General features: G+C 61.2%; 22 protein-coding genes. 14 read left to right on the forward strand and 8 right to left on the reverse strand.

Annotated features, from left to right (window positions below; genetic code table 11):
• The first annotated feature begins 74 nt into the window (after nucleotides 1-74).
• The 3 genes from FXN63_RS13115 to FXN63_RS13125 all read left to right on the forward strand — a co-directional run bounded on the left by FXN63_RS13115 (nucleotide 75) and on the right by FXN63_RS13125 (nucleotide 4,677).
• The gene (locus FXN63_RS13115; protein ID WP_246165131.1) at nucleotides 75-1,376 is read left to right on the forward strand and encodes a lytic murein transglycosylase; all 1,302 of its coding nucleotides are present in this window, start codon (nucleotides 75-77) and stop codon (nucleotides 1,374-1,376) included.
• Nucleotides 1,373-2,116, forward strand: coding sequence for a glutathione S-transferase (locus tag FXN63_RS13120; protein WP_148815498.1), 744 nt, complete (start codon nucleotides 1,373-1,375; stop codon nucleotides 2,114-2,116). The genes FXN63_RS13115 and FXN63_RS13120 overlap by 4 nt, the downstream gene beginning before the upstream one ends.
• Before the next feature lie 155 nt (nucleotides 2,117-2,271).
• Complete coding sequence (locus FXN63_RS13125; protein WP_148815500.1) at nucleotides 2,272-4,677, forward strand: DUF3772 domain-containing protein; 2,406 nt, start codon at nucleotides 2,272-2,274, stop codon at nucleotides 4,675-4,677.
• Between the two features lie 142 nt (nucleotides 4,678-4,819).
• Here the strand turns inward: FXN63_RS13125 and FXN63_RS13130 are convergent, their stop codons facing one another.
• The gene (locus FXN63_RS13130; protein ID WP_148815502.1) at nucleotides 4,820-5,389 is read right to left on the reverse strand and encodes a TetR/AcrR family transcriptional regulator; all 570 of its coding nucleotides are present in this window, start codon (nucleotides 5,387-5,389) and stop codon (nucleotides 4,820-4,822) included.
• A 211-nt stretch (nucleotides 5,390-5,600) separates the two neighbouring features.
• Here FXN63_RS13130 and FXN63_RS13135 point away from each other — a divergent pair, with 211 nt between their 5' ends.
• Nucleotides 5,601-6,071, forward strand: coding sequence for a nuclear transport factor 2 family protein (locus tag FXN63_RS13135; RefSeq protein ID WP_148815504.1), 471 nt, complete (start codon nucleotides 5,601-5,603; stop codon nucleotides 6,069-6,071).
• An 81-nt stretch (nucleotides 6,072-6,152) separates the two neighbouring features.
• Here FXN63_RS13135 and FXN63_RS13140 read toward each other — a convergent pair whose 3' ends face one another.
• Entirely contained in the window at nucleotides 6,153-6,755 is a 603-nt protein-coding gene (locus FXN63_RS13140; protein ID WP_148815506.1) for a YdcF family protein, read from the reverse strand.
• Between the two features lie 102 nt (nucleotides 6,756-6,857).
• Between FXN63_RS13140 and FXN63_RS13145 the strand changes: the two genes are divergently transcribed.
• The 3 genes from FXN63_RS13145 (at nucleotide 6,858) to FXN63_RS13150 (ending at nucleotide 8,666) form a co-directional block, all read left to right on the forward strand.
• Nucleotides 6,858-7,295, forward strand: a complete 438-nt coding sequence (locus tag FXN63_RS13145) for an OsmC family protein (protein ID WP_148815508.1) — start codon at nucleotides 6,858-6,860, stop codon at nucleotides 7,293-7,295.
• A gap of 295 nt (nucleotides 7,296-7,590) precedes the next feature.
• Complete coding sequence (locus FXN63_RS27070) at nucleotides 7,591-7,953, forward strand: alpha/beta hydrolase (protein WP_246165132.1); 363 nt, start codon at nucleotides 7,591-7,593, stop codon at nucleotides 7,951-7,953.
• A complete protein-coding gene (locus FXN63_RS13150; RefSeq protein ID WP_246165133.1) occupies nucleotides 7,911-8,666 on the forward strand; it encodes an alpha/beta hydrolase in 756 nt (251 codons plus the stop codon). Before FXN63_RS27070 ends, FXN63_RS13150 begins: the two co-directional genes overlap by 43 nt.
• A gap of 209 nt (nucleotides 8,667-8,875) precedes the next feature.
• On the opposite strand, the gene FXN63_RS13155 is transcribed toward FXN63_RS13150, so the two are convergent.
• Nucleotides 8,876-9,544, reverse strand: coding sequence for an NAD(P)H-dependent oxidoreductase (locus tag FXN63_RS13155; RefSeq protein ID WP_148819289.1), 669 nt, complete (start codon nucleotides 9,542-9,544; stop codon nucleotides 8,876-8,878).
• Nucleotides 9,545-9,626: 82 nt separating this feature from the next.
• Nucleotides 9,627-10,706, reverse strand: a complete 1,080-nt coding sequence (locus FXN63_RS13160; protein ID WP_148815510.1) for an alpha/beta hydrolase — start codon at nucleotides 10,704-10,706, stop codon at nucleotides 9,627-9,629.
• A 208-nt stretch (nucleotides 10,707-10,914) separates the two neighbouring features.
• Between FXN63_RS13160 and FXN63_RS13165 the strand changes: the two genes are divergently transcribed.
• Complete coding sequence (locus FXN63_RS13165) at nucleotides 10,915-11,838, forward strand: AraC family transcriptional regulator (RefSeq protein ID WP_148815512.1); 924 nt, start codon at nucleotides 10,915-10,917, stop codon at nucleotides 11,836-11,838.
• A gap of 72 nt (nucleotides 11,839-11,910) precedes the next feature.
• Here the strand turns inward: FXN63_RS13165 and FXN63_RS13170 are convergent, their stop codons facing one another.
• Complete coding sequence (locus FXN63_RS13170) at nucleotides 11,911-13,416, reverse strand: NAD-dependent succinate-semialdehyde dehydrogenase (protein ID WP_148815514.1); 1,506 nt, start codon at nucleotides 13,414-13,416, stop codon at nucleotides 11,911-11,913.
• A 185-nt stretch (nucleotides 13,417-13,601) separates the two neighbouring features.
• Nucleotides 13,602-14,690: a tartrate dehydrogenase gene (locus FXN63_RS13175; protein WP_148815516.1), complete on the reverse strand. Its 1,089-nt coding sequence runs from the start codon at nucleotides 14,688-14,690 to the stop codon at nucleotides 13,602-13,604.
• A 172-nt stretch (nucleotides 14,691-14,862) separates the two neighbouring features.
• Between FXN63_RS13175 and FXN63_RS13180 the strand changes: the two genes are divergently transcribed.
• A complete protein-coding gene (locus tag FXN63_RS13180; protein ID WP_187395191.1) occupies nucleotides 14,863-15,816 on the forward strand; it encodes a LysR substrate-binding domain-containing protein in 954 nt (317 codons plus the stop codon).
• A 118-nt stretch (nucleotides 15,817-15,934) separates the two neighbouring features.
• Here the strand turns inward: FXN63_RS13180 and FXN63_RS13185 are convergent, their stop codons facing one another.
• Together FXN63_RS13185 and FXN63_RS13190 are read right to left on the reverse strand one after the other, a co-directional pair.
• Complete coding sequence (locus FXN63_RS13185; RefSeq protein WP_148815518.1) at nucleotides 15,935-16,861, reverse strand: 2-hydroxyacid dehydrogenase; 927 nt, start codon at nucleotides 16,859-16,861, stop codon at nucleotides 15,935-15,937.
• 90 nt (nucleotides 16,862-16,951) lie between these two features.
• Nucleotides 16,952-17,812 (reverse strand): GNAT family N-acetyltransferase, encoded by an 861-nt coding sequence (locus tag FXN63_RS13190; RefSeq protein WP_246165134.1) that lies wholly within the window; start codon nucleotides 17,810-17,812, stop codon nucleotides 16,952-16,954.
• Between the two features lie 363 nt (nucleotides 17,813-18,175).
• Here FXN63_RS13190 and FXN63_RS13195 point away from each other — a divergent pair, with 363 nt between their 5' ends.
• The 5 genes from FXN63_RS13195 to FXN63_RS13215 are packed head-to-tail and all read left to right on the forward strand — an operon-like array spanning nucleotide 18,176 to nucleotide 24,067.
• Nucleotides 18,176-19,819 (forward strand): ABC transporter substrate-binding protein, encoded by a 1,644-nt coding sequence (locus tag FXN63_RS13195; RefSeq protein ID WP_148815520.1) that lies wholly within the window; start codon nucleotides 18,176-18,178, stop codon nucleotides 19,817-19,819.
• A gap of 38 nt (nucleotides 19,820-19,857) precedes the next feature.
• Complete coding sequence (locus FXN63_RS13200; RefSeq protein WP_148815522.1) at nucleotides 19,858-20,811, forward strand: ABC transporter permease; 954 nt, start codon at nucleotides 19,858-19,860, stop codon at nucleotides 20,809-20,811.
• Nucleotides 20,808-21,659 carry an ABC transporter permease gene (locus FXN63_RS13205; RefSeq protein WP_148815524.1) on the forward strand — a complete coding sequence of 284 codons (852 nt, stop codon included), beginning with the start codon at nucleotides 20,808-20,810 and terminating at the stop codon, nucleotides 21,657-21,659. The genes FXN63_RS13200 and FXN63_RS13205 overlap by 4 nt, the downstream gene beginning before the upstream one ends.
• Before the next feature lie 38 nt (nucleotides 21,660-21,697).
• Entirely contained in the window at nucleotides 21,698-23,581 is a 1,884-nt protein-coding gene (locus tag FXN63_RS13210) for an ABC transporter ATP-binding protein (RefSeq protein WP_148819294.1), read from the forward strand.
• Nucleotides 23,582-23,629: 48 nt separating this feature from the next.
• Nucleotides 23,630-24,067: a helix-turn-helix domain-containing protein gene (locus FXN63_RS13215; protein ID WP_148815526.1), complete on the forward strand. Its 438-nt coding sequence runs from the start codon at nucleotides 23,630-23,632 to the stop codon at nucleotides 24,065-24,067.
• Nucleotides 24,068-24,071: the final 4 nt, after the last annotated feature.

Raw genomic sequence — 24,071 nt, forward strand, 5'->3', positions numbered from 1 at the left:
GCGTGCGCAGCATAGCAGCCTGTGATGTCGGTTCGTCGCGCTACCATTGAGTTTGTCGCTCTATGGAAGCCCCTATGACCGCTCGTTTCCCGCTTTCTCCCTCGACCGCCGCCGTGCGCCTGACACTTCGACTGAGCATTGCAGCTGCCGCATTCGCTGCCATGACGCCGGTAATGGCGCAGACGCCCGCCGCCACAAACTCGGCCGATGCGCCGCTGGATACCGCCGCCTGCCTGGCTCGCCTGCGACCCGGCGCGCCAGCCGCAGGCGTGTCCGTGGCCGACTTCGACCGCTGGACCGCCAACGCACAGTTGCTGGAAACCACGGTGTCGTCGGCCCGCGCGCAGCCCGAGGGGCGCGAAACCTGGTGGGACTACATTGCCAAGACGGTGGACGATGAGCGTGTCGCGGCGGGCCAGGAAATTCTGGTGAAGTACGGCCCGCAACTGGCCACGGTCAGCAAAAATTATTCGGTCGACCCGGAAGCGCTGGTGGCGATCTTTGGCATCGAAACCAACTTCGGCACGCAGATCGGCAAGACCGACGTGCTGAACGCCTGGCTGACCCGGGGTTGCACCGAGAAAAACCCGCTGTGGAAGGCCAACGCCTACGCATCGGTAAAGCTGCTGCGTGACGGTGTGGTGCCGCCAGAATCGTTCATCGGTTCCTGGAGCGGCGCGTTCGGCATGACGCAGTTCATCCCGACGTCCTTCTATGAACTGGCCGCCGACGGCGACGGTGACGGCAAGATCGACCTGTATTCGTCCATGCCCGATGCGCTGGCATCCACCGCAAACCATCTGCGCAAGCGTCGCGCGCAATGGCAGCATGGCGTGCCGCCCGTGATCGAAGTGAAGTTGCCTGCTGCGCTGTCTGCCGGCATGTCGGCAGACCCGATGGCTGAAATTGTGGCTGACAACGACCGCCGCTCACTGGGCCAGTGGGCTGCGCAAGGCGTGACCCGTGTGGACGGGCAGTCCTTGCAGTCGGCAGGTGCAGAACGGTCGGCGTACCTGTTTGCGCCCAGCGGTTCGCGCGGCCCGATATTCCTGGCAACGGCGAATTTTGACGCCATCCTGCATTACAACCAGTCCAAGAAGTACGGTCTGTCGGTCAGTCTGCTGACCAACCGCCTGCAAGGCGAACCGGCAATCGCCACCCCGTGGCCGACCGACGATCCCGGCCTGTCGCGTCGCCAGATCCGCGATCTGCAAACCCGATTGGCTGCACGTGGCCACGATATCGGCACCGCCGATGGCATTCCCGGTCTGCGTACCCGCGAAGCCGTGAAGGTCGAGCAGACGCGTCTGGGCTTGCCGGTGGATGGCCGGGTCGGTCGCAAGATCTACGACGCGCTGGAACGGGCTGGCGGATGAGCGAGGTGCTTGCGGCAGGCGTTGTGACCGATGCCTTGCCGGTGCTTTACAGCTTCCGGCGCTGCCCCTACGCCATGCGTGCCCGGCTGGCGATCGTCGCCAGCCGGCAGCAATGCGAACTGCGGGAAGTCGTGCTGCGCGACAAGCCCGCAGGCTTGATCGCCGCATCGCCCAAGGCCACGGTGCCGGTACTGGTGCTGTCCAATGGGCAGGTGATCGAACAAAGTCTGGAGATCATGCGTTGGGCGCTGGGCCGGCAGGATCTTGAAGGGTGGCTGCCGACGTCTGCTGATGACGAAGCCACCACCGACGCCCTGATTGCCGAGTGCGATGGCGATTTCAAGCGGCATTTGGATCGCTATAAGTATCCGAACCGGTACGTGGCGTCCGTGTCAGAGCTGCCCGACAGCGATGTGCCCATGCAAGCAGATGCCGCCGATCTTGACGGCTTTGCGCTTGCGCATCGCACGGCGGGGGCCTTGTTCATCGCTTCCCTGAATGCGCGCCTGGGTGGAGCAGGGCGCTTTTTGCTGGGCGAACGCTGGTCGTTAGCCGATGCGGCGATCTTGCCGTTCATCAGGCAGTTTGCGGCCACCGATCCTGCCTGGTTTGACGCGCAACCGTGGGTGGCAGTGCAGGCGTGGTTGCACGCATTTGTCGAGTCACCGCGTTATCTGGCCGTTATGGACAAATACCCGCAGTGGCAGGACGGCACGCCGGGGCTGCGGTTTCCTGGCTGAATTTCGAATGACACGCGGCTTTCATCCCGTCATGTTTTGTGTTGCCGCTTTGTGCTATTAACCCGAACACCTTTAGCTGCAATCGATTTCCCGTGCATATCCATCGCCATTTATTGAACTCATTGTCTCGCCGCGCTGTGGTGCTGGCGTGCCTTATGCTGTGGGCATTCATCAGCCTGCCTGTCGGCACTGCCTTCGCGCAGACCAATGCCGCCGCCACACCGCCGTCCATGGATTCGGTGCTGGACGATGCCCGCAAACAGATCGATTCGGTACAAAAGGGCATCAAGGGCGAGGTCAGTGACGCCGAGCTGACCCGCCTGCGCGGCATTGCCCAGGACGTGCAGGCCACCGCAGAAGATGCGGCCACCAAGCTTGAACCCCAGGTCACCAGCGTGACGGCGCGTTTGACGGAACTTGGCAAACCCGCTGAGGGTGCGCCCGAAGCCGCAGACGTTGCCGAGCAACGCAAGCAGCTGGAAAAGAACCGGGTAGCCCTGGACGCCCAGGTAAAGCTGGCCAGGCTGCTGAGCGTGGAAGCTGAACAGGCGGCCACGCAGATCTCGGCCATGCGCCGGGCCGGCTTCCAGGCCCGCCTGGGTGAACGCACGAATTCACTCGTGTCGCGCCGTTTCTGGTCTGATCTGAGCAAAGACCTTCCGTTCGACTCGATGCGCCTGCGGGCCATCAGCGCCGAGATTCAGGCGGGTGTGCGCGGCACCAGCGGTGCAACCTGGGCCGGGCTGATCGCGGCGATGGCTGCGCTGATGCTGCTGCGCAAATGGGCCGGCAGCCGCATGTTGAAACTGAGTGCGACCAGGGTGCCTGCGGGCCGCCTGCGCCGCTCTTTGCATGCCTTGGTGCTGGTGGTGCTGTCCAGCATTACGCCAGTAATTGTCGCGCTGCTAATCTATGCGGGCCTGCGCGCCAATCCCGCGCTCAGCGACCCGACTGCTGCCTTCCTGTTCGGCCTTTGCGGCGCACTGGGCTTCGGCGGTTATGTGGCTGGCCTGGGTTCTTCGTTGCTGTCGCCGGATCGCAGCTCTTGGCGTCTGCCGACGATCTCTGACGACTTGGCAGCCCGGCTGCGCTGGTTCCCGCTGAACATGGCGATCATCATGGTCCTGATCTGGACCGTGGAGCGCATTTCCGTACTGGCCAACCTGAGCCTGTCCACCACGGTGGCCATCAATTGCGTGCTCGGCCTGGCCGAAGTGCTGATCCTGATGTATGCGTTGGCGCGCAGCAATATTCTGAAGCGCCACGTGTCGGTCGACCCGGAAAATCCCGCACCGCCGCCGCCCTTCTGGTTGTCGGCGCTGGCCGTGATTGCGTGGGGCGTGCTGATCGTCAGCCTTGTCTGCCTGCTGGCAGGTTACGTGGCACTGGGCGGTTTCCTGGTCAAGCAAGCGGGTTGGACGCTGGTGGTGTTGGCATCGACCTACCTGTTCGGCGTGGTCATCGACGACGCGTTCATGACCCTGCGCAGCGCCACGCGCGAAGCCGAAGACGGCCAGGCACCTGCGCTGGCGTCGCCCAAGGCGCGCGACCAGGCAGCCGTGGTGCTGTCCGGCCTGGGCCGCATGCTGCTGGTCATGCTGGCCTTGATGCTGCTGCTGGCCCCCTTCGGCGAAGGCCCAGGCGACCTGCTGCAACGTGTTGATTTCCTGCACAACGGCATTGCGCTGGGTGCGATCAGCATTCGTCCCGCCTCGGTACTTCAAGCGCTGCTGATGCTGGCCGTGGGCGTAATGGCCATCAAGCTGCTCAAGCGCTGGCTGACTGAACGTTACCTGCCCACCACCAGCCTTGACGCTGGCATGCGCGTGTCGGCCACCACGCTGTTCGGATATGCCGGACTGGTCGCGGTCGTGTCGTTTGCGCTGTCGGCAGTGGGTATCGGCCTGGAACGCGTGGCATGGGTGGCCAGCGCCTTGTCCGTGGGTATCGGTTTCGGCCTGCAAGCTGTTGTGCAGAACTTCGTTTCGGGCCTGATCCTGCTGGCCGAGCGCCCCGTGAAGGTGGGTGATTGGGTGGCGCTGGGCGGCGTGGAAGGCGACATTCGCCGCATCAACGTGCGCGCGACTGAGATTCAGATGGGCGACCGGTCGACCGTGATCGTGCCGAACTCGGAATTCATCACCAAGACAGTGCGTAACGTGACGCACACGAACCCGATTGGCTTGGTCAGCTTCAAGCTACCGATGCCGCTGGAAACCGATCCCGAAGTGGTGCGCGATCTGATCAAGGGCGCGTTCATCGAGCATCCCGACGTGCTGGAAACGCCCGCCCCGAACGTGCAGCTGGACAGCATCGACGGACGCAGCATCATCTTCAACGCCAGCGGATTCGTGGCCTCGCCGCGCGTGGCTTATGGCATCAAGAGCCAGATTCTGTTTGAGGTCTTGAAGCGCCTGCGCGACGCTGGCATGACGCTTAGCGCGCCGCAAACCATGATCCTGACTGACAGCCAGGAACGTCTGGCAGCGGCTTCACTGGGTGTACCTGCTGCGGTGCCCACCCCGATGGCAGCAGCTCCCGCACCAAGTTCGCCAACGTAATGACGCGTCAATCCTCGGGCGAACTCGCCCGAGGTGCAAGGCGGGGCTTGCGGCTACGCTGCTGAGCCAGACAACTGTCAGGTGTCTGGTGACAAGACCTTCGCCTGGCTGTTAAGCCAAACCACCAAGCTACCCTCTCAAGCTACCCATCCAGCCGCGCCAACATGCGCGCGGCTATCTTTGCGCTGCTTGGGTTGCCCGTTGTGTGTGCTCGCACGATGGCACCTTCTACGATCAGCAAGGCTTCCTCTGCTGCTTCGTCAGGCGTGACTGCACCCGCGCGCTGGGCCAGCACCGCCAAATACGCCTGCAAGTCTTCCTTGTGCCGCTGAACCACGCCAACGCTGCCTGTGGCCAGGCCGCCATCGCCCATTGCATTGATGAACGCGCAGCCGCGGAAGCTGGGTTCGGCAAACCACTCGCCTAGGGCAACGGCAGCCAGCGCCATGCTGGGCGCGCGCTCCGCGCACAGCGCATCCACACGACTGGCGAACCAGCCCATCCAGTACTCGTGACGCGCCTCCAAAAACGCCTGAACCAAGTCGTCTTTCGCGGGAAAGTGGCGATAGAACGACGCTTTGGCGACTCCGGCTTCGGCAATGATGCGGTCAATGCCGACCCGCAGACCCTCGGCATAGAACAAGGCGAGGGCGGTTTGCAGAATCCGGTCGCGGGGGGATAGGCCGATAGAGGTAGAGGTTGTTGTGATCATGATTAAAGTTTGACAGACAGATCTGTCTGGTGCAAGATTCAGCTATCAAGAAGACAGACCTGTCTGTTTGTTGATCAGGCATTTCTTCTTGCATGTGCGTGCTATCCGTCCGATGAATTTTCTGGTCTTTCCCAGCTGTCATTGATGCGTGATTGCAGCCCATCTTCGCAACCCATTTGGTCGTCCTGTTCCATCACCCTGGAGTCATACCGTGAACGCTTCCCGCTTGCCCGTCCCGCCGTTTACCCGCGAAACCGCCATCGAAAAAGTACGCCTGGCCGAAGACGGCTGGAACTCACGCGACCCTGACCGCGTCGTGTTGGCCTATACCGAAGACACGCGCTGGCGCAATCGTGCCGACTTTCCGGTCGGGCGTGACGCGGCCCGCCAGCTGTTGCAGCGCAAGTGGACGCGCGAATTGGAATACCGGCTGATCAAGGAGCTGTGGGCATTCGACGGCGCACGCATCGGCGTACGCTTCGCCTACGAGTGGCGCGATGACTCAGGCAACTGGTTCCGCAGCCACGGCAATGAAAATTGGGAATTCGATGAAAATGGCTTGATGCACACGCGCTTCGCCAGCATCAACGACCAGCCGATCGCCGAGTCGGATCGCAAGTTCCATTGGCCCCAAGGACGTCGCCCCGACGATCACCCAGGTTTAAGCGATCTGGGTCTGTAAGACGGGTCCGGCCAGGCAGGGACCGGGCCATCAACCCGGTCCACTATTTAGTCCACCAGTCAGTCCCATCCGCCGACACACTCAGTCGGCTGCGTCGTCACCTGCTAGAAACGACGGCAGATACGTCACCATCGCTGCGACTTCCCGCAGCGTGGAATACACATCCCGCCATTCCAACAACTTGGCATGTGCCGTGCGAATCGGTGCAATGCCCTGCGCACGCAAAGCCAGGCGGGTACGCGAAATGTGGAAGTACTGCGTGACCACCGTCGCGCTGGTCAGCCCCTTGGCGCGCATGATGGCCGCGCTATTGCGGGCAGTCGCGCCGGTGTTGTAACCGATGCTGTCGATCAGAATTCGATCAACCGGCACGGACTTCGACACCAAGTAGTCGCGCATCACCTCACCTTCGTCAAAGCCCTCAATGCCCGGACCGCCGCTGACAATGATCAGCGGCACGATGCCGTCCCGATATAGCTGAACGGCCCGATCCAGCCTGGCCGCAAGGCGAATCGACGGCTGGCCGTTGAGTTCGACCTTGGAGCCCAGCACGATGGCTACGTCACTTTTCGACAGATCGTCGGACAAGCCGTCGTAGAGCAGGGCGGCAATGGCAAGAATCAAGGCAGCGAACAGCGACAGGGCAGTGATGCGTACAAACCTGGGAACAGAGGGAAGATGCATTTTGAATCGGTGTGAAATGGGCTTTCTTGCTATATCTGATGGCTTCACGCATTGAACACCATCATGCCAATGCGAGACCCTTTCACATCATAAGGAATCGACATGCCGGAAAAGAAAGCGAGCGTTCATTGGGAAGGTCAGGGCAAGAAGGGCGTAGGCCAGATCAGCACCGAAACCGATGCGCTGAAGGCTTATCCCTACGGATTTGGTAGCCGTTTCGAAGATGATCGCAAGGGTACCAATCCTGAAGAATTGCTGGGCGCGGCACACGCTGCCTGCTTCACGATGGCGTTTTCGTTTGCGGCCGACAAGGCAGGCTTTGCGACTGAAGTGGTGGATACCAAAGCGCGTGTGCGTCTGAAGGTCGATGGCGCAGGCCCGGAGATTGATCGCATCGAACTCGAATTGCAGGCCAAGGTTCCGGGTATCGACGAGGCCAAGTTCCAGGAACTGGCCCAGGGTGCCAAGCGGGATTGCCCGCTGTCAAAGGCACTGAAGGGTGTGCCGGAGATCAACTTGGTGGCAACCTTGATCCAGTAAACCTTGCTCAGCTGACTGAAAAAGGAGCCATTGAACTCATCCCACCACGTTGAACGGTGACGTTGACTTGGCTATCCAAGGGCTGGGTCCGGTATTGCGCCGGGCTCAGCCCTTTCAGTTTTGGCTTGCTCAGATCCTGGTTGTAGCGGTGCTGAGACCTGTATCTGCATGAGGCTAAGCCATTTATTTGTTCCAAGTTCATGAAAAGTGCTCATGCCAGCATTCGAATTTGGGCTGTTCACCGAGTAAATCTCCCCTGTCAACATGCGACCTGATCCCAGCACAGGAGCCACGCATGTCCGACGTAAACAACCATTCCGATCAATCGCTGTCTTCACCCGATCGCCGGAAAGTCCTGGTGAGCGCTGCCGCTATTGCCACCGTTGCGCTGGCAGGACACGGTGTCGCATACGCAGCCGGTCCCGACATGTCGCGCGGCGCGGATAACTTCTACCAGAGCAAAGATGTCGACAGCCAGGAGGTGCGCTACAAGAACGCGCTGGGTCTCGAGGTGGTTGGTACGCTGTTCACCCCCAAGCGTCTGGACCAAAGCAAGAAACATCCGGCGCTGGTCGTCGGCCACCCTTATGGCGCGGTTCGGCAGCGGCGGCGAATTTGTACGCCACCAAGATGGCCGAGCAGGGTTTTGTCACCCTGACGTTTGATCAGTCATTCTGGGGACAAAGCGCGGGCAGCCCGCGTGGCGCAGTAGTGCCTGACGTCTATGTAGAGAACTTCAGCGCGGCTGTAGATTTCCTGGGAACCCGTGCATTCGTGGCCCGGGACAACATTGGCGTGATCGGCGTTTGCGCCAGCGGTGGATTCTCGCTGGCTGCCGCGAAGATCGATCCTCGCATCAAGGCTGTGGCTACGGTCAGCATGTACGACATGGGCGAGTATTACCGGACCGGCATCAAAGGCGAGCGTGCGCGAGAAACCCGCGACAAGGACCTGCAATTGGCGGCAGCGAAGCGGTGGAAGGAGTTCGAGGCTGGTAAGCCCATCCACGGGCCGGGCCAGAACGATCCGGTGTTCCTGGAAGCGGCGGAGTCCAACGATTTCTACCAGACCGCACGCGGCAAGGTGGCGTCCAACGATCGCCGGACCACGCCTTCGACCTACGCGAAATTCATGAACTACTACCCGTTCAACGGTATCGACGCCATCTCGCCCAGGCCGATTCTGTTTGTCGTGGGTGAGATCGCGCCGTCGCGTGGCTACACCGAGACCGCGTTCAAGCTGGCCGCCGAGCCGAAAGAGCTCGTTGTCATCAACGGTGCCAATCGTATCGACCTGTACGACCGTACCGAGATCATTCCCTGGGCCAAGCTGACGTCGTTCTTCAACCAGCATCTGGGCAAGGCGGCGTAAAAACCGATCGTTGCCGGCGTGGACGTACTCGGCGGCGGCACCATCGTGGCGAGCTTGTTGATCGTGTTCTGCCCGAACACGATCGTTGTGCGATTGTAGAAATCGAAGTTTTGCATGGGTATTTCTCCTGGCCAGAATATTCCGCGCTCCAGCCGCCGCAGGAATCTATATCGGCTGCGTAAAGGAGCGAGTGCGAGACCGCCCGAACCTCAAGCCAGCCTGGCACGCAACGCTTCTTGATAGCGTCCAAGAGACTCGCTATCGCCACTGGCACCAAAGAACACAAGTGGCTTTGCGAACTTCATGCCGGTGTAATTCGCGCTGGCTCGCAAAGGCGTGAGCACTTCTTCGATGGTGAAGCCAAGGCTGCCTTCGCGGGAGTAGTCTCGTTCGCTGCCACCAGTCGTGGTGACGACGAGCAGTTCCTTGCCACGTAGTTCAGGCGGGGCACCTGCTCCCCATACGTCATTCAGATACGCCTTCAGCAGGGGCGTCAGATTGAACCAGTGAGTGGGATAGATCAGAACGAGGCGTTCCATCTGCTCGTAACGCTTTCGCTCGGCCGCACGGTCGAAGCTGCTCAGCTTGTTCCCGAAGACCGACTCCATGTTGCGGAACGACGCGTTGGGTGCTTTTTGTGCGACTTCCCATAACGCTTTGTTCACGACCGATCGCTCCGGGTACGGATGGGACGCCAGAATCAGCGTTCGAGCGCCATCCGTGTTCGGTGCTGCATCGGCATTCGAGCTTTGCAGCAGCGGGGCAATGACGGCACCTGCGGCTACGGTGGTTCCTGCCTTCAGTATCTTCCGACGAGTGCGCTGCGTTGCGTCATGCGCTGCTGAGCCGTCAGAAAGGTTCTTGTCTTCGTCATTCATCATCATGCTCCACATGAAATGCGTGCCCCGCACCGCGTTGTGCACGCGTGCGGGGTGAGGTGGCGACACCCCGTGGGGACGATCAGCGTGGCAGGTTCTTCGTGAAGAAAGCGGTCATCGCATCGAAAGGAATCTTGTCCAGACGGTCGTAAAGATCGACGTGGGTCGCGTCTTTGACGATCAGGAGCTCCTTGGGTTGCGCGGCAGCCGCATAGGCGGTCTCGGAGAAGTAGCGCGAGTGAGCCTTCTCACCGTGGATGAACAGAATCGGGCGCGGCGAGATCTCTGCGATATAGGTCAGGATCGGCATGTTCATGAAAGCCTGCGGCGTCGTCACCGACCAGGAATTGCCCGAATTAACCGCACGCGGGTGATATCCGCGCGGAGTCGTGTAGTAGTCGGCATACTCGACCAGGAACTGCGCCTCGCCGCCTTTCAGCTTGTTATAGGCCGGTTGATAGGCAGGCTTGCCGTTTGCAGCGTCTTCCCAGCGCTGGCGGCTCATCTGCTCCAGTGCTTGCGCACGCTGCTCGGGGGTCACGCTGTCGTTGTAGCCCTTGGACATGACGCGGCCCATGTCATACATGGTGCTGGACGCGACGGCCTTGACACGCTTGTCCGCAGCCACAGCGTTCAATGCCATGCCGCCCATGCCGCAGATGCCGATCACGCCAATACGTTCGCGATCAACGTAGGACTGCAGGCCGATGAAATCCACCGCCGCCATGAAATCCTCAGTGTTGATGTCAGGGGACGCGATGTTGCGCGGCTCGCCACCACTTTCGCCGGTATAGGACGCATCAAACGCCAGCGTGACGAAGCCACGTTCAGCCATCGTCTGCGCGTACAGGCCCGATGACTGTTCCTTCACTGCACCGAACGGGCCGCCAACCACAATGGCTGCCAAGCGTTGATTGCCGCGATTCTTTGGCAGATACACGTCGGCAGCGAGCGTGATGCCGTAACGATTCTTGAAGGTGACCTTCTGGTGATCGACCTTGTCACTCTTGGGAAACGTCTTGTCCCAGGATTGGACTGACTGTGCAGATCCTGCCGCAGCATTTGTGCTTTGTGCTGCTGCGGACTCCGTCCCTACCATCGCGATGGAGGCGGCAAGGATTCCGACTTTGAGAAAGTTCAGACGAGAGAGGTTTGAAATCATGGCTTGATTCCTATCAGTACGAATTAAGTTGTGCCCGGCTTAACAGCCGCTTGCGCTTCACATTGGGTTATGCATTGTGGAAGGGCTTACCCAAAGTTCAGTAGCGGATTCCTATGGTTTATTTGCCTGATCCTATGAACTGCATTGGAATAGGTAGGATTTCCATGCGGGCGCATCTACAGTTCGATCCATAGGAGAGCAAGCCCAAATGAGTTCTGAACAGATTCCCAAGCTGAGCGCGAATGACTATCTCGGCGCACTTGTCAGCAACATTGGTGGCCGTACTCCGGAAGCCGGTGACTTCGGTACGGCCATCCCGGGTCTGGACCTGTTTCGCCGAAATGAACCCGCTCCGCCCGCCAGTTGCATGGTTCCTCCCAGCATTGTTCTGGTGGTCGATGGCGCCAAGAAGATGTGGATCGGCGGAGAGGGCTACGGGTACGACACCACGCGATTTCTGGTGACATCACTCGACCTGCCCGCTAACTCTGAAGTCACCGAGGCAAGCACGCGTCGCCCCTGTCTGGGCTTGGCTTTTCAGCTGGATCAACGTGTACTGGCTGAGCTGATCGCGCAGGGCAGCTTGCCGCCACGCAGGGAACGCGCATCTGGCGCAGGGGTTGGGATCGGCACTGTGACCGATGCGCTGCTGGCACCGTTCAGTCGTCTGGTTGCACTACTGGATGAGCCCGAAGCAATCCCGGTGCTTGCGCCGTTGATTCAGCGCGAAATCCACTACAGGCTATTGATGAGTGACCAGACGGCGCGGCTGCGGCAGGTTGCAGCGGCCGATAGTCACGGGCACAGGATAGGGAAGGCCATTGACTGGCTGAAGACGAACATTGCTTCGTCGCTGCGGGTGAACGAATTGGCAAGCCGTGTGCAGATGAGCGCACCGTCGTTTCACCAGCACTTTCGACAACTGACGGGTATGAGTCCACTTCAGTATCAGAAGTGGCTGCGCCTCAATGAGGCCAAGCGGCTGATGCTGAACGAGCAGCGTGACGTGTCCACTGCGGCGTTCGAAGTCGGATACGAAAGTCCATCGCAATTCAGTCGCGAATACAGCCGCATGTTTGGCGTTGCGCCAAAACGGGACATCACCGCGCTGAGAGAAAAGGCCTTGTCTTGAAGGTGTCTGGCGCGTTGCTTGTCCAGACAGTTTGCTTCACGGAGGGCGGCGTGCGCCCTCCGGTCTGCATGCTTACTTCAAGTTGCCCTGGCACAGGTACTTCGTCTGGATGTAGTCATCCAGACCATAACGGCCACCTTCACGGCCATAGCCGGATTCCTTCACGCCACCGAAGGGAGCCATCTCGCTGGAGATCGCGCCTTCGTTGATGCCAACGATGCCGGTCTGCAGGCGATCTGCCACGCGGGCCACGCGCGCCAGGTTTTCCGAGAAGAAGTACGCCGCCAAACCAAACGGCGTGTCGTTGGCTGCTTGTACAACCTCGTCTTCCGTCTCGAATTTGAACAAGGGCACGACCGGGCCGAAAGTTTCTTCGTCGGCCAGTTCCATTGCGGGCGAGGCGTCGCCGATCACAGTGGGCGCGAAGTAGTGCGCACCTTCCGCGCCTTCGGTCAGACGCTTGCCACCGGTCAGCACGCTGCCGCCAAGCTTCACGGCGTCAGCCACGTGGCGGGCGATCTTGTCGACGGCGCGGGCGTTGATCATCGGGCCGATCTGTACACCAGCGGCGTGTGCGGGGCCGACTTTCAGTGCGGCAACGGCTGCCACCAGCTTTTCCGAGAAGCGCTGGTAGATGCCGGCTTGCACGTAGACGCGGTTCGGGCAGACGCAGGTCTGGCCGCCGTTGCGGAATTTCGAGACCATCAGGCCGGCGACTGCCGCATCCACGTCAGCGTCGTCGAAGACGATGAAGGGTGCGTTGCCGCCGAGTTCCAGTGACAGCTTTTTCAGCGTCGAGGCAGATTCCCGAGCCAGGTGTTTGCCGACTGCGGTCGATCCGGTGAAGGTGATTTTGCGCACGCGTTCGTCTTTCAGCCAGGCGTCCACCGTGGCAGGCGTGTGTTCACGCGATGCGGCGACGATGTTGACCACGCCTACCGGGAAACCGGCTTCTTCGATCAGCTTGACCAGCGCCAGCGCGGTCAGCGGGGTGTCTTCGGCGGGCTTGGCGACCACGGTGCAGCCGACTGCCAGCGCCGGGGCGATCTTGCGGGCGATCATGGCCAGTGGGAAGTTCCAGGGGGTGATCGCGGCGACGACACCCACGGGTTCCTTGACCATCATCATTTTCTTGCCCGGGGGCGAGGGGATGATGTCGCCGTAGGTGCGCACCGCTTCTTCGGCGAACCATTCGATGTAGGACGCGCCGTAAGCCACTTCGCCGCGTGCTTCGGCCAGGGGCTTGCCCTGTTCGTGCGACATGATGCGGGCCAGGTCTTCGGTGTTGGCCAACACCAGGGCGTGCCAGCGCTTCAGCAGCTTGGAACGCTCACGGGCGGGCGTGGCGCGCCAGCCTTCGAAGGCGGCGTAGGCGGCGTCGGCCGCATCGGCGGCATCTGCTGCGCTGCTGTCAGGCACGTCGGCAAACACTTCGCCGGTGGCCGGGTTGCTGACCGGATGGCGCTTGCCATCCTGCGCATTGCACCACTGTCCGTCGATGAAGTTCTGGCTGCGCAGCAGTTCGGGGCGCGCCAGTTCCAGCGGGGTGGCTTGTGCGCTGAGGTCGATCACGGTCATGTCGAGAATCCTTGAAGTCGGGGAGGGCGGCGCTGCATATCGATGTCAGACAGTCACTGTGACAGATCGATCGCGCGCTCGGCCAAGCGAGGTACTCAATTCAAACAGATGCAGGCCGGTTGAGTCCGGCCGTAAGCGTGAACACGACGTGCCTGCATGCAGCACGTCGTGTTCATTACACATCATCAGCCTTGCGCAACCAGCTCGGCGATTGCCTTGCCCATGTCGGTAGTCGATGCCTTGCCGCCCAGGTCGCCGGTACGCGGGCCGTCGATCAGCACTTTTTCGATGGCCTTCACGATGACGTCGTGGGCTTCGCGGCCTGCGCCGGTGCTGTGGGTCAGGAAGTCCAGCATCATCGCGCCAGACCAGATCATGGCGATCGGATTGGCGATGTTCTTGCCGTAGATGTCGGGGGCAGAACCGTGCACCGGTTCGAACAGCGACGGGAACTTGCGATCCGGGTTCAGGTTGGCCGACGGGGCCAGGCCAATGGTGCCGGTGCAGGCCGGGCCCAGGTCAGACAAAATGTCGCCGAACAGGTTGGAGGCCACCACCACGTCGAAACGCGAGGGCTGCATCACGAAGCGGGCGCACAAAATGTCGATGTGCTGCTTGTCCCAGGTCACGTCCGGATACTCGCCGGCGATGGTGGCGGCGCGGCCGTCCCACCAGGGCATGCTGATCGAAATGCCGTTGCTCTTGGTGGCCACGGTGACATGCTTGCGTGCACGGCTGCGGGCCAGATCGAAAGCGTAGCGCAGCACGCGGTCGGTGCCGCGACGGCTGAAGATCGAGGTCTGCGTGACGACTTCGTTCTCGGTGCCTTCGTAGCTGATGCCGCCGACGGCGCTGTACTCGCCTTCGGTGTTCTCACGCACGATGAAGAAATCGATGTTGTTGGCCAGACGGTCGGCCAAGGTGGCGGGCACGCCTTCGAAGGTGCGCGCCGGGCGCAGGTTGATGTACTGGTCGAATTCGCGGCGGAACTTCAACAGCGAGCCCCACAGCGAGATGTGGTCGGGCACCGTGTCGGGCCAGCCCACCGCGCCGAAGAAGATGGCGTCCACGCCCGACAATTGCGCCTTCCAGTCATCCGGCATCATCTTGCCGTGCTTGGCGTAGTAGTCGCAGCTCGCCCATTCGATGTGCTCGTAAGCCAGTTCGATGCCGAAGCGCTTGGCGGCAGCGTCGACCACACGCAAGCCCTCGGGCATGACTTCCTTGCCGATGCCGTCACCGGCGATGACAGCAATGCGATAGACCTGGCTCATGAGAAAAATCCTGGAAAGAAGCTGCGTAGCAGCAAAGTCAGCGATTGAGGGACCGCCTGGCAGACCCACAGCGTGATGGGCCGCCAAGGCGTTTCACCTCGGGAAGCCCGCATTCTAAATACATCTGCACAAGATAGAATCCCTACTTCTGTGAACTGATATTCAACGAATCGTGAATAATCTTCCTGAGCTTGGCGATTTGCGGGTGTTTCTGTCGGTCGCACGCAAGTCCAGCTTCTCGGCTGCTGCCGACGAACTGGGCGCATCAGCGGCTTACGTCAGCAAACGTGTACGCATGCTCGAAGATGAGCTGGGGGTGCGACTGTTGCACCGCTCGACCCGCCGGGTCATGGTCACGGAAGAGGGCGAGCGTGTTTACAAGTGGGCGCAGCGCATTCTGGACGACATGGACCATCTGATGCAGGAGGTGTCCACCACCCGTCAGGAACCGCGCGGCGTACTGCGGATCAGTACCAGCTTCGGTTTTGGCCGCAATATCATGGGCCCGGCCATGGGCCGTTTGGCCGAGCGCCATCCGTCGCTGAAGGTGCGTCTGGAAGTGTTTGACCGGCTGGTGGACGTGGCCGCTGAAGGCTTCGATCTGGATGTGCGAGTGGGTGACGAAATTGCCCCGCAGATGATTGCGCATCGTCTGGCGTCCAATGAGCGCGTGCTGTGCGCCGCACCTGCCTATCTTGCGCGACGTGGCACGCCCCGCAATGTGGCCGAACTTGCGCAACACGATTGCCTGGTTATCAAGGAACGTGACCATCCTTTCGGCGTGTGGCGTCTGTTGCAGGGCAGGGAAGAACACACCGTGAAAGTCACCGGCCCGCTGTCATCGAACCACGGGGAAATTGCTGTGCAATGGGCGGTAGATGGCCGGGGATTGATCCTGCGTTCGCGCTGGGACGTGGCGGAACTGCTGGCCTCGGGTGCCTTGGTGCAGGTGCTGCCTGACGTGGTTCAAGAAGCCAATATCTGGGCCGTGCACCCATCCCGCTTGGCCTCGTCGGCCAAAGTGCGGGTATGCGTGGAGTTTTTGCAGGAGTATTTCGCGGAACACCTGCCATCAGGGACGGCCGAGCCGAATCGCCCGGAAATGCGGGGCGGCCGGCTCGACTGATCTGGTTGGCCCGATTGCTATCGACCAGATTTTGACTGATTGGGCGTTGGGCGCTTCCGATGTTCAAGAATGACGTGCCAAAGCGATACGTCAGCCAATACCGACGCCCGTCAACCAATCAATACCCCAACGTCCGATCGATCTCACCGACCATCGGCTCGCCACGCTTGAAGCGTTGCAGGTTGTTCATCAGCACATCAATAGACGTTTCTGCCTGCGAACGGCTCGCCACATGCGGTGTGATCAGCACACGCGGATGCTTCCACAGCGGTGCATCGGCGGGCAGGGGTTCGACCAGCGTCACGTCCAAAATCGCACCGCCCAGTTGACCATCATCAAGCGCTGACAACAGATCGTCCTCGACCAGGTGCGCGCCACGGCCCGCATTGATCAGGATTGCTCCTTTGGGCAGCGTATCGAACAGCTTGCGGTTCAGAATGCCGCGCGTGGCATCGGTCAAGGGCAGCAGGCAGACGAGGATGTCGCAGCGGGCCAGGAAGGCCGGCAGTTGTTCTTCGCCAGCAAAGGATTCGATGCCGTCGACATCGTGGCCAGAACGGCTCCAGCCTGCGACCTGGAAGCCGATGTTGGCCAGCGCCTGGGCGGCCGGTTTGCCCAGCGCGCCCATGCCAAGAATGCCAACGCGACGTGACGACGCCAGCTGTGCCGGAACGTCTTTCCACACCTGGCTGCGTTGTTGGTCGATGTATTGCAGCCAATCGCGGTGCGCTGCCAATACCGTCAGCATGATGTATTCGGTCATGCCGGCTGCCAGGCCGGGCTCGATCATGCGCACGACCGGAATGCTCAGCGGAATGCCGGACAGGTCGAAGTTGTCAATGCCTGCCGCGACGCAGAAGACCAGTTCCAGGTTCGGAAAGGTTTCCATCAGCTTTTCTGGCGGTTGCCAGGCGGCCAGGTAGCGCACGGCCAGCGGGTCGCCGGTTTCGGGCCAGATGTGGAAGGGGATGTCAGGCGCGACTTCGGCAAAACGCTTTGCCCAGACGGCCCCGCGTGCGGGTTCGGATTTGTACAGGAAGCTCATGGGCTGCTAATGGATGGGGCTACTGGTTGAAGGCTACTAATTCAGGATGCGAAAGCGTGCGGATGCCGGACGACCTGTCCAGCACGCAGATCAGTGCAGTGCCTGGCTGACCAAGGAGAACAGCCGCGCTTGCGGATCTGCTTTCGGCGGCGTGCCTTTCACCATGGTAACGCCCGTGTCCACCTGGACCAGGCCCAGTTCAGTCAGCCACGGTGCAAGCCCGGTGCCGTCGGGAATGTCGATGCGCATGAACATGCCGCTATGCGCCGCAATCCAATGGCTGATCAATGCCTTGGCGCGCTCAGTGTCCGGTGCGACGACCGGGCCGATGGTGTAGCCACGGCCAAAGCGGCGCGCAATCGCAAAGCCGATCAGCTCGCCGTCACGGTCGATGGCGACGCCTTCACCTTGTTCCAGCACTTCGGCAATCACGGTCGAGCGGTTGACACCGCTTGCGCGCGAGGCCAGTTCGGCAATCTTGGGGCCGTCACTGGGCACCACGGGGCGCAGTCGTTCGCCTGCGGGCAAAGACACCAGCGGCGGCTGGAACACGGTGCCTTGGTGCTGGAAGATCATGCCGGTTGCGACGAAGCCGAGCTTCTCATATAGCGGCTTGCCGGCTACGGTAGCGTTCAGCATCAGGTTGCGACCTCGGGCTGCATCAAGCACACGCGTCATCAATTCGCGGCCGATGCCGGCACCCTGACGGTCGGGCGATACGATCACCAGGCCGATCGATGCGTAGTCGTCGCCGTAGTTCCAGTACATGGCGGTGCCCAACACGGCTTGCCCATCAGTGGCCACCACGCCGTTGCCGATACGCTGGACCGACTGCCAATCTTCCAGGCGATGCGGCCATTTGAGTACCTGGGTCAATTGATGTGCGGCCGGCATGTCGTCTGCAGACATTGCGCGGTAATCCAGGCTGGTGGTGGCGACGGGGTCAGTCACAGGAAGCTCCTAATAGTAAGCAGTCAATCTGGTAAGCAATCGATCCGATGACTTTGCATCGGATATCCATGCTTGGCTAGGACGATCCTATCGCCGCGCCGAACTGGCGCATCTCGCGCACAATCGGTGCGCGCGCCGCCCTAGTCTGCGGCACACAGCAAGGTGTGCTTGTGATCGACCCGAAAACGGCGCTTTCTGTGCTGTGGAAGTATCAATATGCGATTTTTTCGAGGGCTGCGGATGCTGTAATCCAGTTGTCGGGAAAGTGTCCGCAAGCAGTAAAAAAGATCCGCTAGTCGAACGGTGCAGCGCAAGGCGCTCAGTCCGTGTCGGTAGTTCCATCCACTGCAGGAGACAAGTCACATGAACAATAAGCACAATGAATTTGGCGCAATGCTGGCCCCCGCTGAAAGCGAGCGAATCTTCAATGCAGCAATGGGACGGGGCATGTCGCGACGCGATGCGCTCCGCATGATGGCTGCGGCCGGCGTCGTGATCACGGGCAGCGGCATGCTGGGTGCACCGGGCGCAGCCCATGCACAGAACGCAGCAACGCCTGCAGCCACCCCGAAACGCGGCGGCAAGATTCGTGCAGCAGCACACTCGACCTCGACCGCCGATACGCTCGACCCGTGCAAGGGTTCAACCGCGATCGACTACACCCGCCACAACATGTTCTACAGCGGCCTGACCGAACTGGACGCGAAGCTGATTCCGCATCCGGCACTGGCCGAAGAAATCACGCACGAAGGCGCCAAGGTCTGGCGCTTCAAGCTGCGCAAGGGCGTGACCTTCCATGATGGCAAGGCCCTGACTGCACAAGACGTGGTGTTCTCGCTGCTGCGCCACCAGGACGCCGCACTGGGCTCGAAGGTGCGCACGGTTGCCATGCAGTTCGAAGCCGTCAAGGCCATCAGCCCGACCGAAGTCGAAGTGACCCTGACCGTTGCCAACGCCGACCTGCCGGTGATTCTGGCGGCCTCGCACTTCCTGATCATCAAGGACGGCACCACCGCTTTCGCTACCGCCATCGGTACCGGTCCCTACACGTGCAAGGAATTCCGCGCAGGCGTTCGTTCGGTTGGCGTGCGCAACGAGAACTACTGGAAGCCGGGCAAGCCGTACATTGACGAGATCGAAGTCATCGGCATTCCCGACGAAGCGGCACGTGTGAACGCCTTGCTGTCTGGCGACATTCACATCATGAACAACATGAACCCGCGTTCGGCAACGCGCGTCAACGGCACGGGCACCCACGCCGCGCTGGAAACCAAGTCCAGCCTGTACACCAACCTGATCGTTCGCCAGGACGCCACGCCGGCCGGCAGCCAGGACTTCACGCTGGCCATGAAGTACATGCTGGATCGCGAACAGATCCGCGATGCGGTGTATCGCGGCTTTGCCACCGTGGGCAACGACCAGCCGATTCAGCCGGGTCATCGCTATTACCTGGAAGGTCTGCCGCAACGCAGCTTCGACCTGGACAAGGCCAAGTTCCACCTGCAGAAAGCCGGTCTGGCCGGTGCCACCATGCCGATCGTATGCTCGCCGGCCGCAGAAGGCTCGGTGGACATGGCGGCACTGCTGCAACAATCGGCGCAGAAAATCGGCCTGAACCTGACGGTGAACCGCGTGCCGGCCGACGGCTACTGGTCGAACCACTGGGCCAAGCATCCGCTGGGCTTCGGCAACATCAACCCGCGCCCCAGCGCCGACCTGATCTTCACGCAGTTCTTCCAGTCGGACGCCGCCTGGAACGAGTCGGGCTGGAAGAATCCGCAGTTCGACCAATTGCTGTTGCAGGCTCGTGCTGAATCCGACGATGCCAAGCGCAAGCAGCTGTATGGCGACATGCAGGTGCTGGTCAACGAGAAGTGCGGTATTGGCATTCCGACCTTCATCAGCTTCATCGACGGTTACGACAAGCGCATTCAAGGCTATGGTTCGGTGCCGTTGGGCGGTCTGATGGGTTACGCGTTTGCGGAACACATCTGGCTCAACACCTGATTCGTTCCACGCCAGCCATTTTTTAAGGGAGACCACGCATGCATGCGACGGCCGCCAAACTCATCTTGAACCGGATAGGGATCGGCATACTGACCCTGTTGACCGTGTCGCTGGTGGTATTCAGCATCACCGGACTGTTGCCCGGGGACGCTGCACAATCATCGCTCGGTCAGAGCGCAACACCTGAAGCGGTAGCCGCGCTACGCACCAAGATGGGCCTTGATGTACCGGGCTACATGCGTTATTTCCACTGGCTGGGCGGCATGCTGGTTGGCAACTTCGGTTATTCGCTGGTGAACAACCTGTCGGTAAACGAATTGCTGGCCAATCGCCTGCCGATGTCTTTGATGCTGGCAAGCGTCACGGCCCTGGTGTCGGTGCCGCTGGCACTGACGCTGGGCATCGTGTCGGCCATGAAGCGCGGTTCGCTGGTTGACCGCGCGCTGAACCTGACGACCTTGTCGCTGGTGGCCGTGCCTGAATTCCTGGTCGCCACGATTGCCGTCCTGATCTTTGCGGTGGAACTGCGCTGGCTGTCTGCTTTGTCGTTTGCCAGTGACGTGTCCACGATCGGCCAGTTCCTGAAAGCCTATGCCTTGCCCGTGATGACCTTGTGCTGCGTGATCGTGGCGCAGATGGCGCGCATGACGCGTGCTGCCGTGGTCGACGAACTGAATTCTTCGTATGTTGAAATGGCGGTGCTGAAAGGCGCGTCGCCAACGCGTGTGGTGTTGCGCCATGCGCTGCCGAACGCCATCGGCCCGATTGCCAATGCGGTCGCGCTGAGCCTGTCCTACCTGCTTGGTGGGGTGGTGATCGTTGAAACCATCTTCAACTATCCCGGTGTTGCCAGCCTGATGGTCGACGGCGTGTCCAATCGCGACATGCCCTTGGTGCAGGCCTGCGCAATGATCTTCTGTGCGGCCTATCTCGCGTTGGTGCTGTTTGCCGACCTGGCGGCGATTCTGTCCAACCCGAGGCTGCGTCAATGATGAAATCTTCTAGCTTTGCTTTGCCGCGCATGTTCTCGTCCATGCCGATTTCCGGCCGCATCGGCGTGATCCTGGTGAGCTTCTGGGTAGTGATCGCCCTGATCGGCCCGTTCATTTCCCCGCATGACGGTGGCCAGGTCGTGTCTCAGGATGTGTTCCTGGGTTCCAGCATGGCGTTCCCGCTGGGCACCGACTACCTGGGCCGCGATGTGCTCAGCCGCATTCTGTACGGCACCCGCTATACCGTTGGCCTGGCGCTGACCGCTGCCGTGCTGGCCAGCAGCATCGGCATTGGCCTGGGTCTGTTCGCCACGGTCAATGGCCGTTATGTAGATGCCTTCGTCAGCCGCATCATCGATGCGCTGATCTCGATTCCCAGCAAGATGCTGGCACTGGTGATCGTGGCCGCCTTCGGTTCCTCGATCCCGCTGCTGATCACGATTGCCGCGCTCAGCTTTACGCCGGGCGCATTCCGAATTGCCCGCTCGCTGGCAGTCAATCTGCAGACGCTGGAATACGTGCAGGTGGCCAAGGTACGCGGGGAAGGGCGCTTTTATGTGGCCTGGGTTGAAATTCTGCCGAACATGATCCACCCGATGCTGGCCGACTTCGGCCTGCGCTTCGTGTTCATCGTGTTGCTGTTGAGCGGCCTGAGCTTCCTGGGTCTTGGCGTGCAACCGCCGCATGCGGACCTGGGGTCCCTGGTGCGTGAAAACATTTCTGGCCTGGGACAAGGTGCGCTTGCTGTGATCGCCCCGTCCTTTGCCATTGCAACGCTGACTGTGGGCGTCAATATCTTGATCGACAGCCTGCCACGTCTGGGCTTGCGCACCGGTGGGGAGAGCTGAGCATGCACAATCCTATTCATGCAGCGGTGCCCGGCAACATGCGTGATGGCGCACCAGACGCAAGCGCGCTGGTGCAAGTACGCGACCTGCGCGTGGTGGCCCGCAAGGACTCGGGCGCAGAGTTCGAGATCGTCAAGGGCGTGGACTTTTCCCTGCACCGTGGCGAAGTGCTGGCCCTGATCGGTGAGTCCGGTTCCGGCAAGACCACGATTGCCTTGTCGATGCTGGGTTATGCGCGTCGTGGCTGCCGCATTTCTGGCGGCAGCGTGCGCATTGGCGACACCGAGGTGCTGGGCCTGGACGAAGAAGGCCTGCGCAAGCTGCGCGGCCGTACGGTGTCTTACATCGCGCAAAGCGCGGCGGCCTCGTTCAACCCATCGCGTCGCATCATGGATCAGGTGGTCGAATGCGCCTTGATCCACCAGGTAATGTCACGCGAGGCGGCCGAAGCCAAGGCTGTGGGCCTGTTCGAAGCCCTGGCCTTGCCGGACCCGAAGAACATCGGTTCCCGTTACCCGCACCAGGTGTCGGGCGGGCAGTTGCAACGCCTGATGGCCGCCATGGCGCTGATCACCGACCCGGTGCTGGTGGTGCTGGACGAACCCACCACTGCGCTGGATGTGACCACGCAGATTGAAGTGCTGCGCGCCTTCAAGCGCGTGGTGCGTGAACTGAACACCACGGCAGTCTATGTGTCGCACGACCTGGCGGTTGTGGCGCAGATGGCCGATCGCATCGTGGTGCTCAATGGTGGCGAGATCAAGGAATCGGGCGAGACTGCCCAGGTGCTGCACTCGCCGCGTGACGAGTACACCCGAAGCCTGCTGGCAGCCGTCAAACCCGAAGTGCGGGTGGTACAGGAAGAAAATGCCGCTGAACTACCAGCCCCGCTGCTGGAAATCCGTGGCTTGATGGCTGGCTACGGCATGCGCGATGCGCGCGGTCGACCCAAGGTCACGGTGCTGGAAAATATCGATCTGGTGATTCGCCGGGGCATGACGGTAGGCGTGATCGGGGAGTCCGGGTCGGGCAAGACCACCTTGGCGCGTGTGGTGGCGGGCATGGTTGCGCCCACCCCCGGCAGCCTGGTGCGCTTCGACGGTGCCGACCTGCCGCCGTCGATCGAGACGCGCAATCGCGACCACTTCCGCCGCATTCAGATCGTGTTCCAGAATGCCGATACGGCGCTGAACCCGTCGCATCGCATTGAAGACATCATTGGCCGGCCGCTGACTTTCTATCATGGCCTGACGGGTGATGCCCGCCGTAAACGTGTGCTGCAACTGCTGGATCTGGTGCGCCTGCCTGCGACCATGATCGATCGCCGAAGCAGTGAGCTGTCGGGTGGACAGAAGCAGCGGATCAACCTGGCGCGGGCCCTGGGTGCCGAACCGGACCTGATCCTGTGCGATGAAGTGACCTCGGCGCTCGACACGGTGGTGGGCGCGGCCATTCTGGAATTGCTGGCCGATTTGCGCCGCGATCTGGGCGTGTCCTACCTGTTCATCAGCCACGACATTTCCACGGTGCGCGCCATCTGCGATGAAATCGTGGTGTTGTACGCCGGCCGTACGGTTGAAGTCGGTGCCCGCGAAGCCATGTTGCAGGCCCCGTTCCATCCGTATTCGCACATGCTGATCTCGTCCGTGCCCGAATTGCGACAAGGCTGGCTCGATAGCTTGCCCAAACCGGAAGGCCTGCCGACCATCGGCAACCCTACGGGTGCAGACCTGCTGTGCCCCTTCATCCGACGTTGCCCGGTGCGCGTTGACGGCCGCTGCAATACCGTGGCTCCGCCGCGCAGACGCTTGGCGGACAAAGACATCTTCTGCCACCGTGAACCGGCTGAACTGCATGCCTGGCAGACGGGCAATGGGGTGATTCCCATCGTGCAACAAGCTGCGGTGCAATACTCGGCATGAGCGCAGCAACCGTCCGCAACCCGTCGCAAACCACCCACGGGATCAGTCATGCCTGAATCGGCGGTATGTGTCACGGGCGCGCGGCCGGTCAGCCGCGCCGATTCCCGGGGGGCACGCTCGGTCGAGCTTGCCATCACCTACATCGAACGGCATTTTGCCGAGCGCATTGCATTGGAGAACCTGGCAGACCTGGCACACCTGAGCCTGTGTCGGTTTGCTGCCGTGTTTCGCCGGCAGGTAGGCATGTCGCCGTATCGATACGTGTGCAGCACACGCATCCGCCATGCGCAAAACTTGCTGCGACAAGGCTTGCCGGCGTCAGTCGTGGCGGGCGAGGTCGGTTTTTTCGATCAAAGCCACTTTTCACGCCACTTCAAGAATCACTGCGGCATGACGCCAGGGGAATTCGCAGCGCGCGCGCGTGACGGGAATTGTGAGGAAGCGTGCACCAGCCTTACGAGCAAGGCTGCAAAAGGTAACGCTTGAGCCA

The sequence above is a fragment of the Pigmentiphaga aceris genome (genome assembly GCF_008119665.1).
Classification (GTDB): Bacteria; Pseudomonadota; Gammaproteobacteria; order Burkholderiales; family Burkholderiaceae_B; genus Pigmentiphaga; species Pigmentiphaga aceris.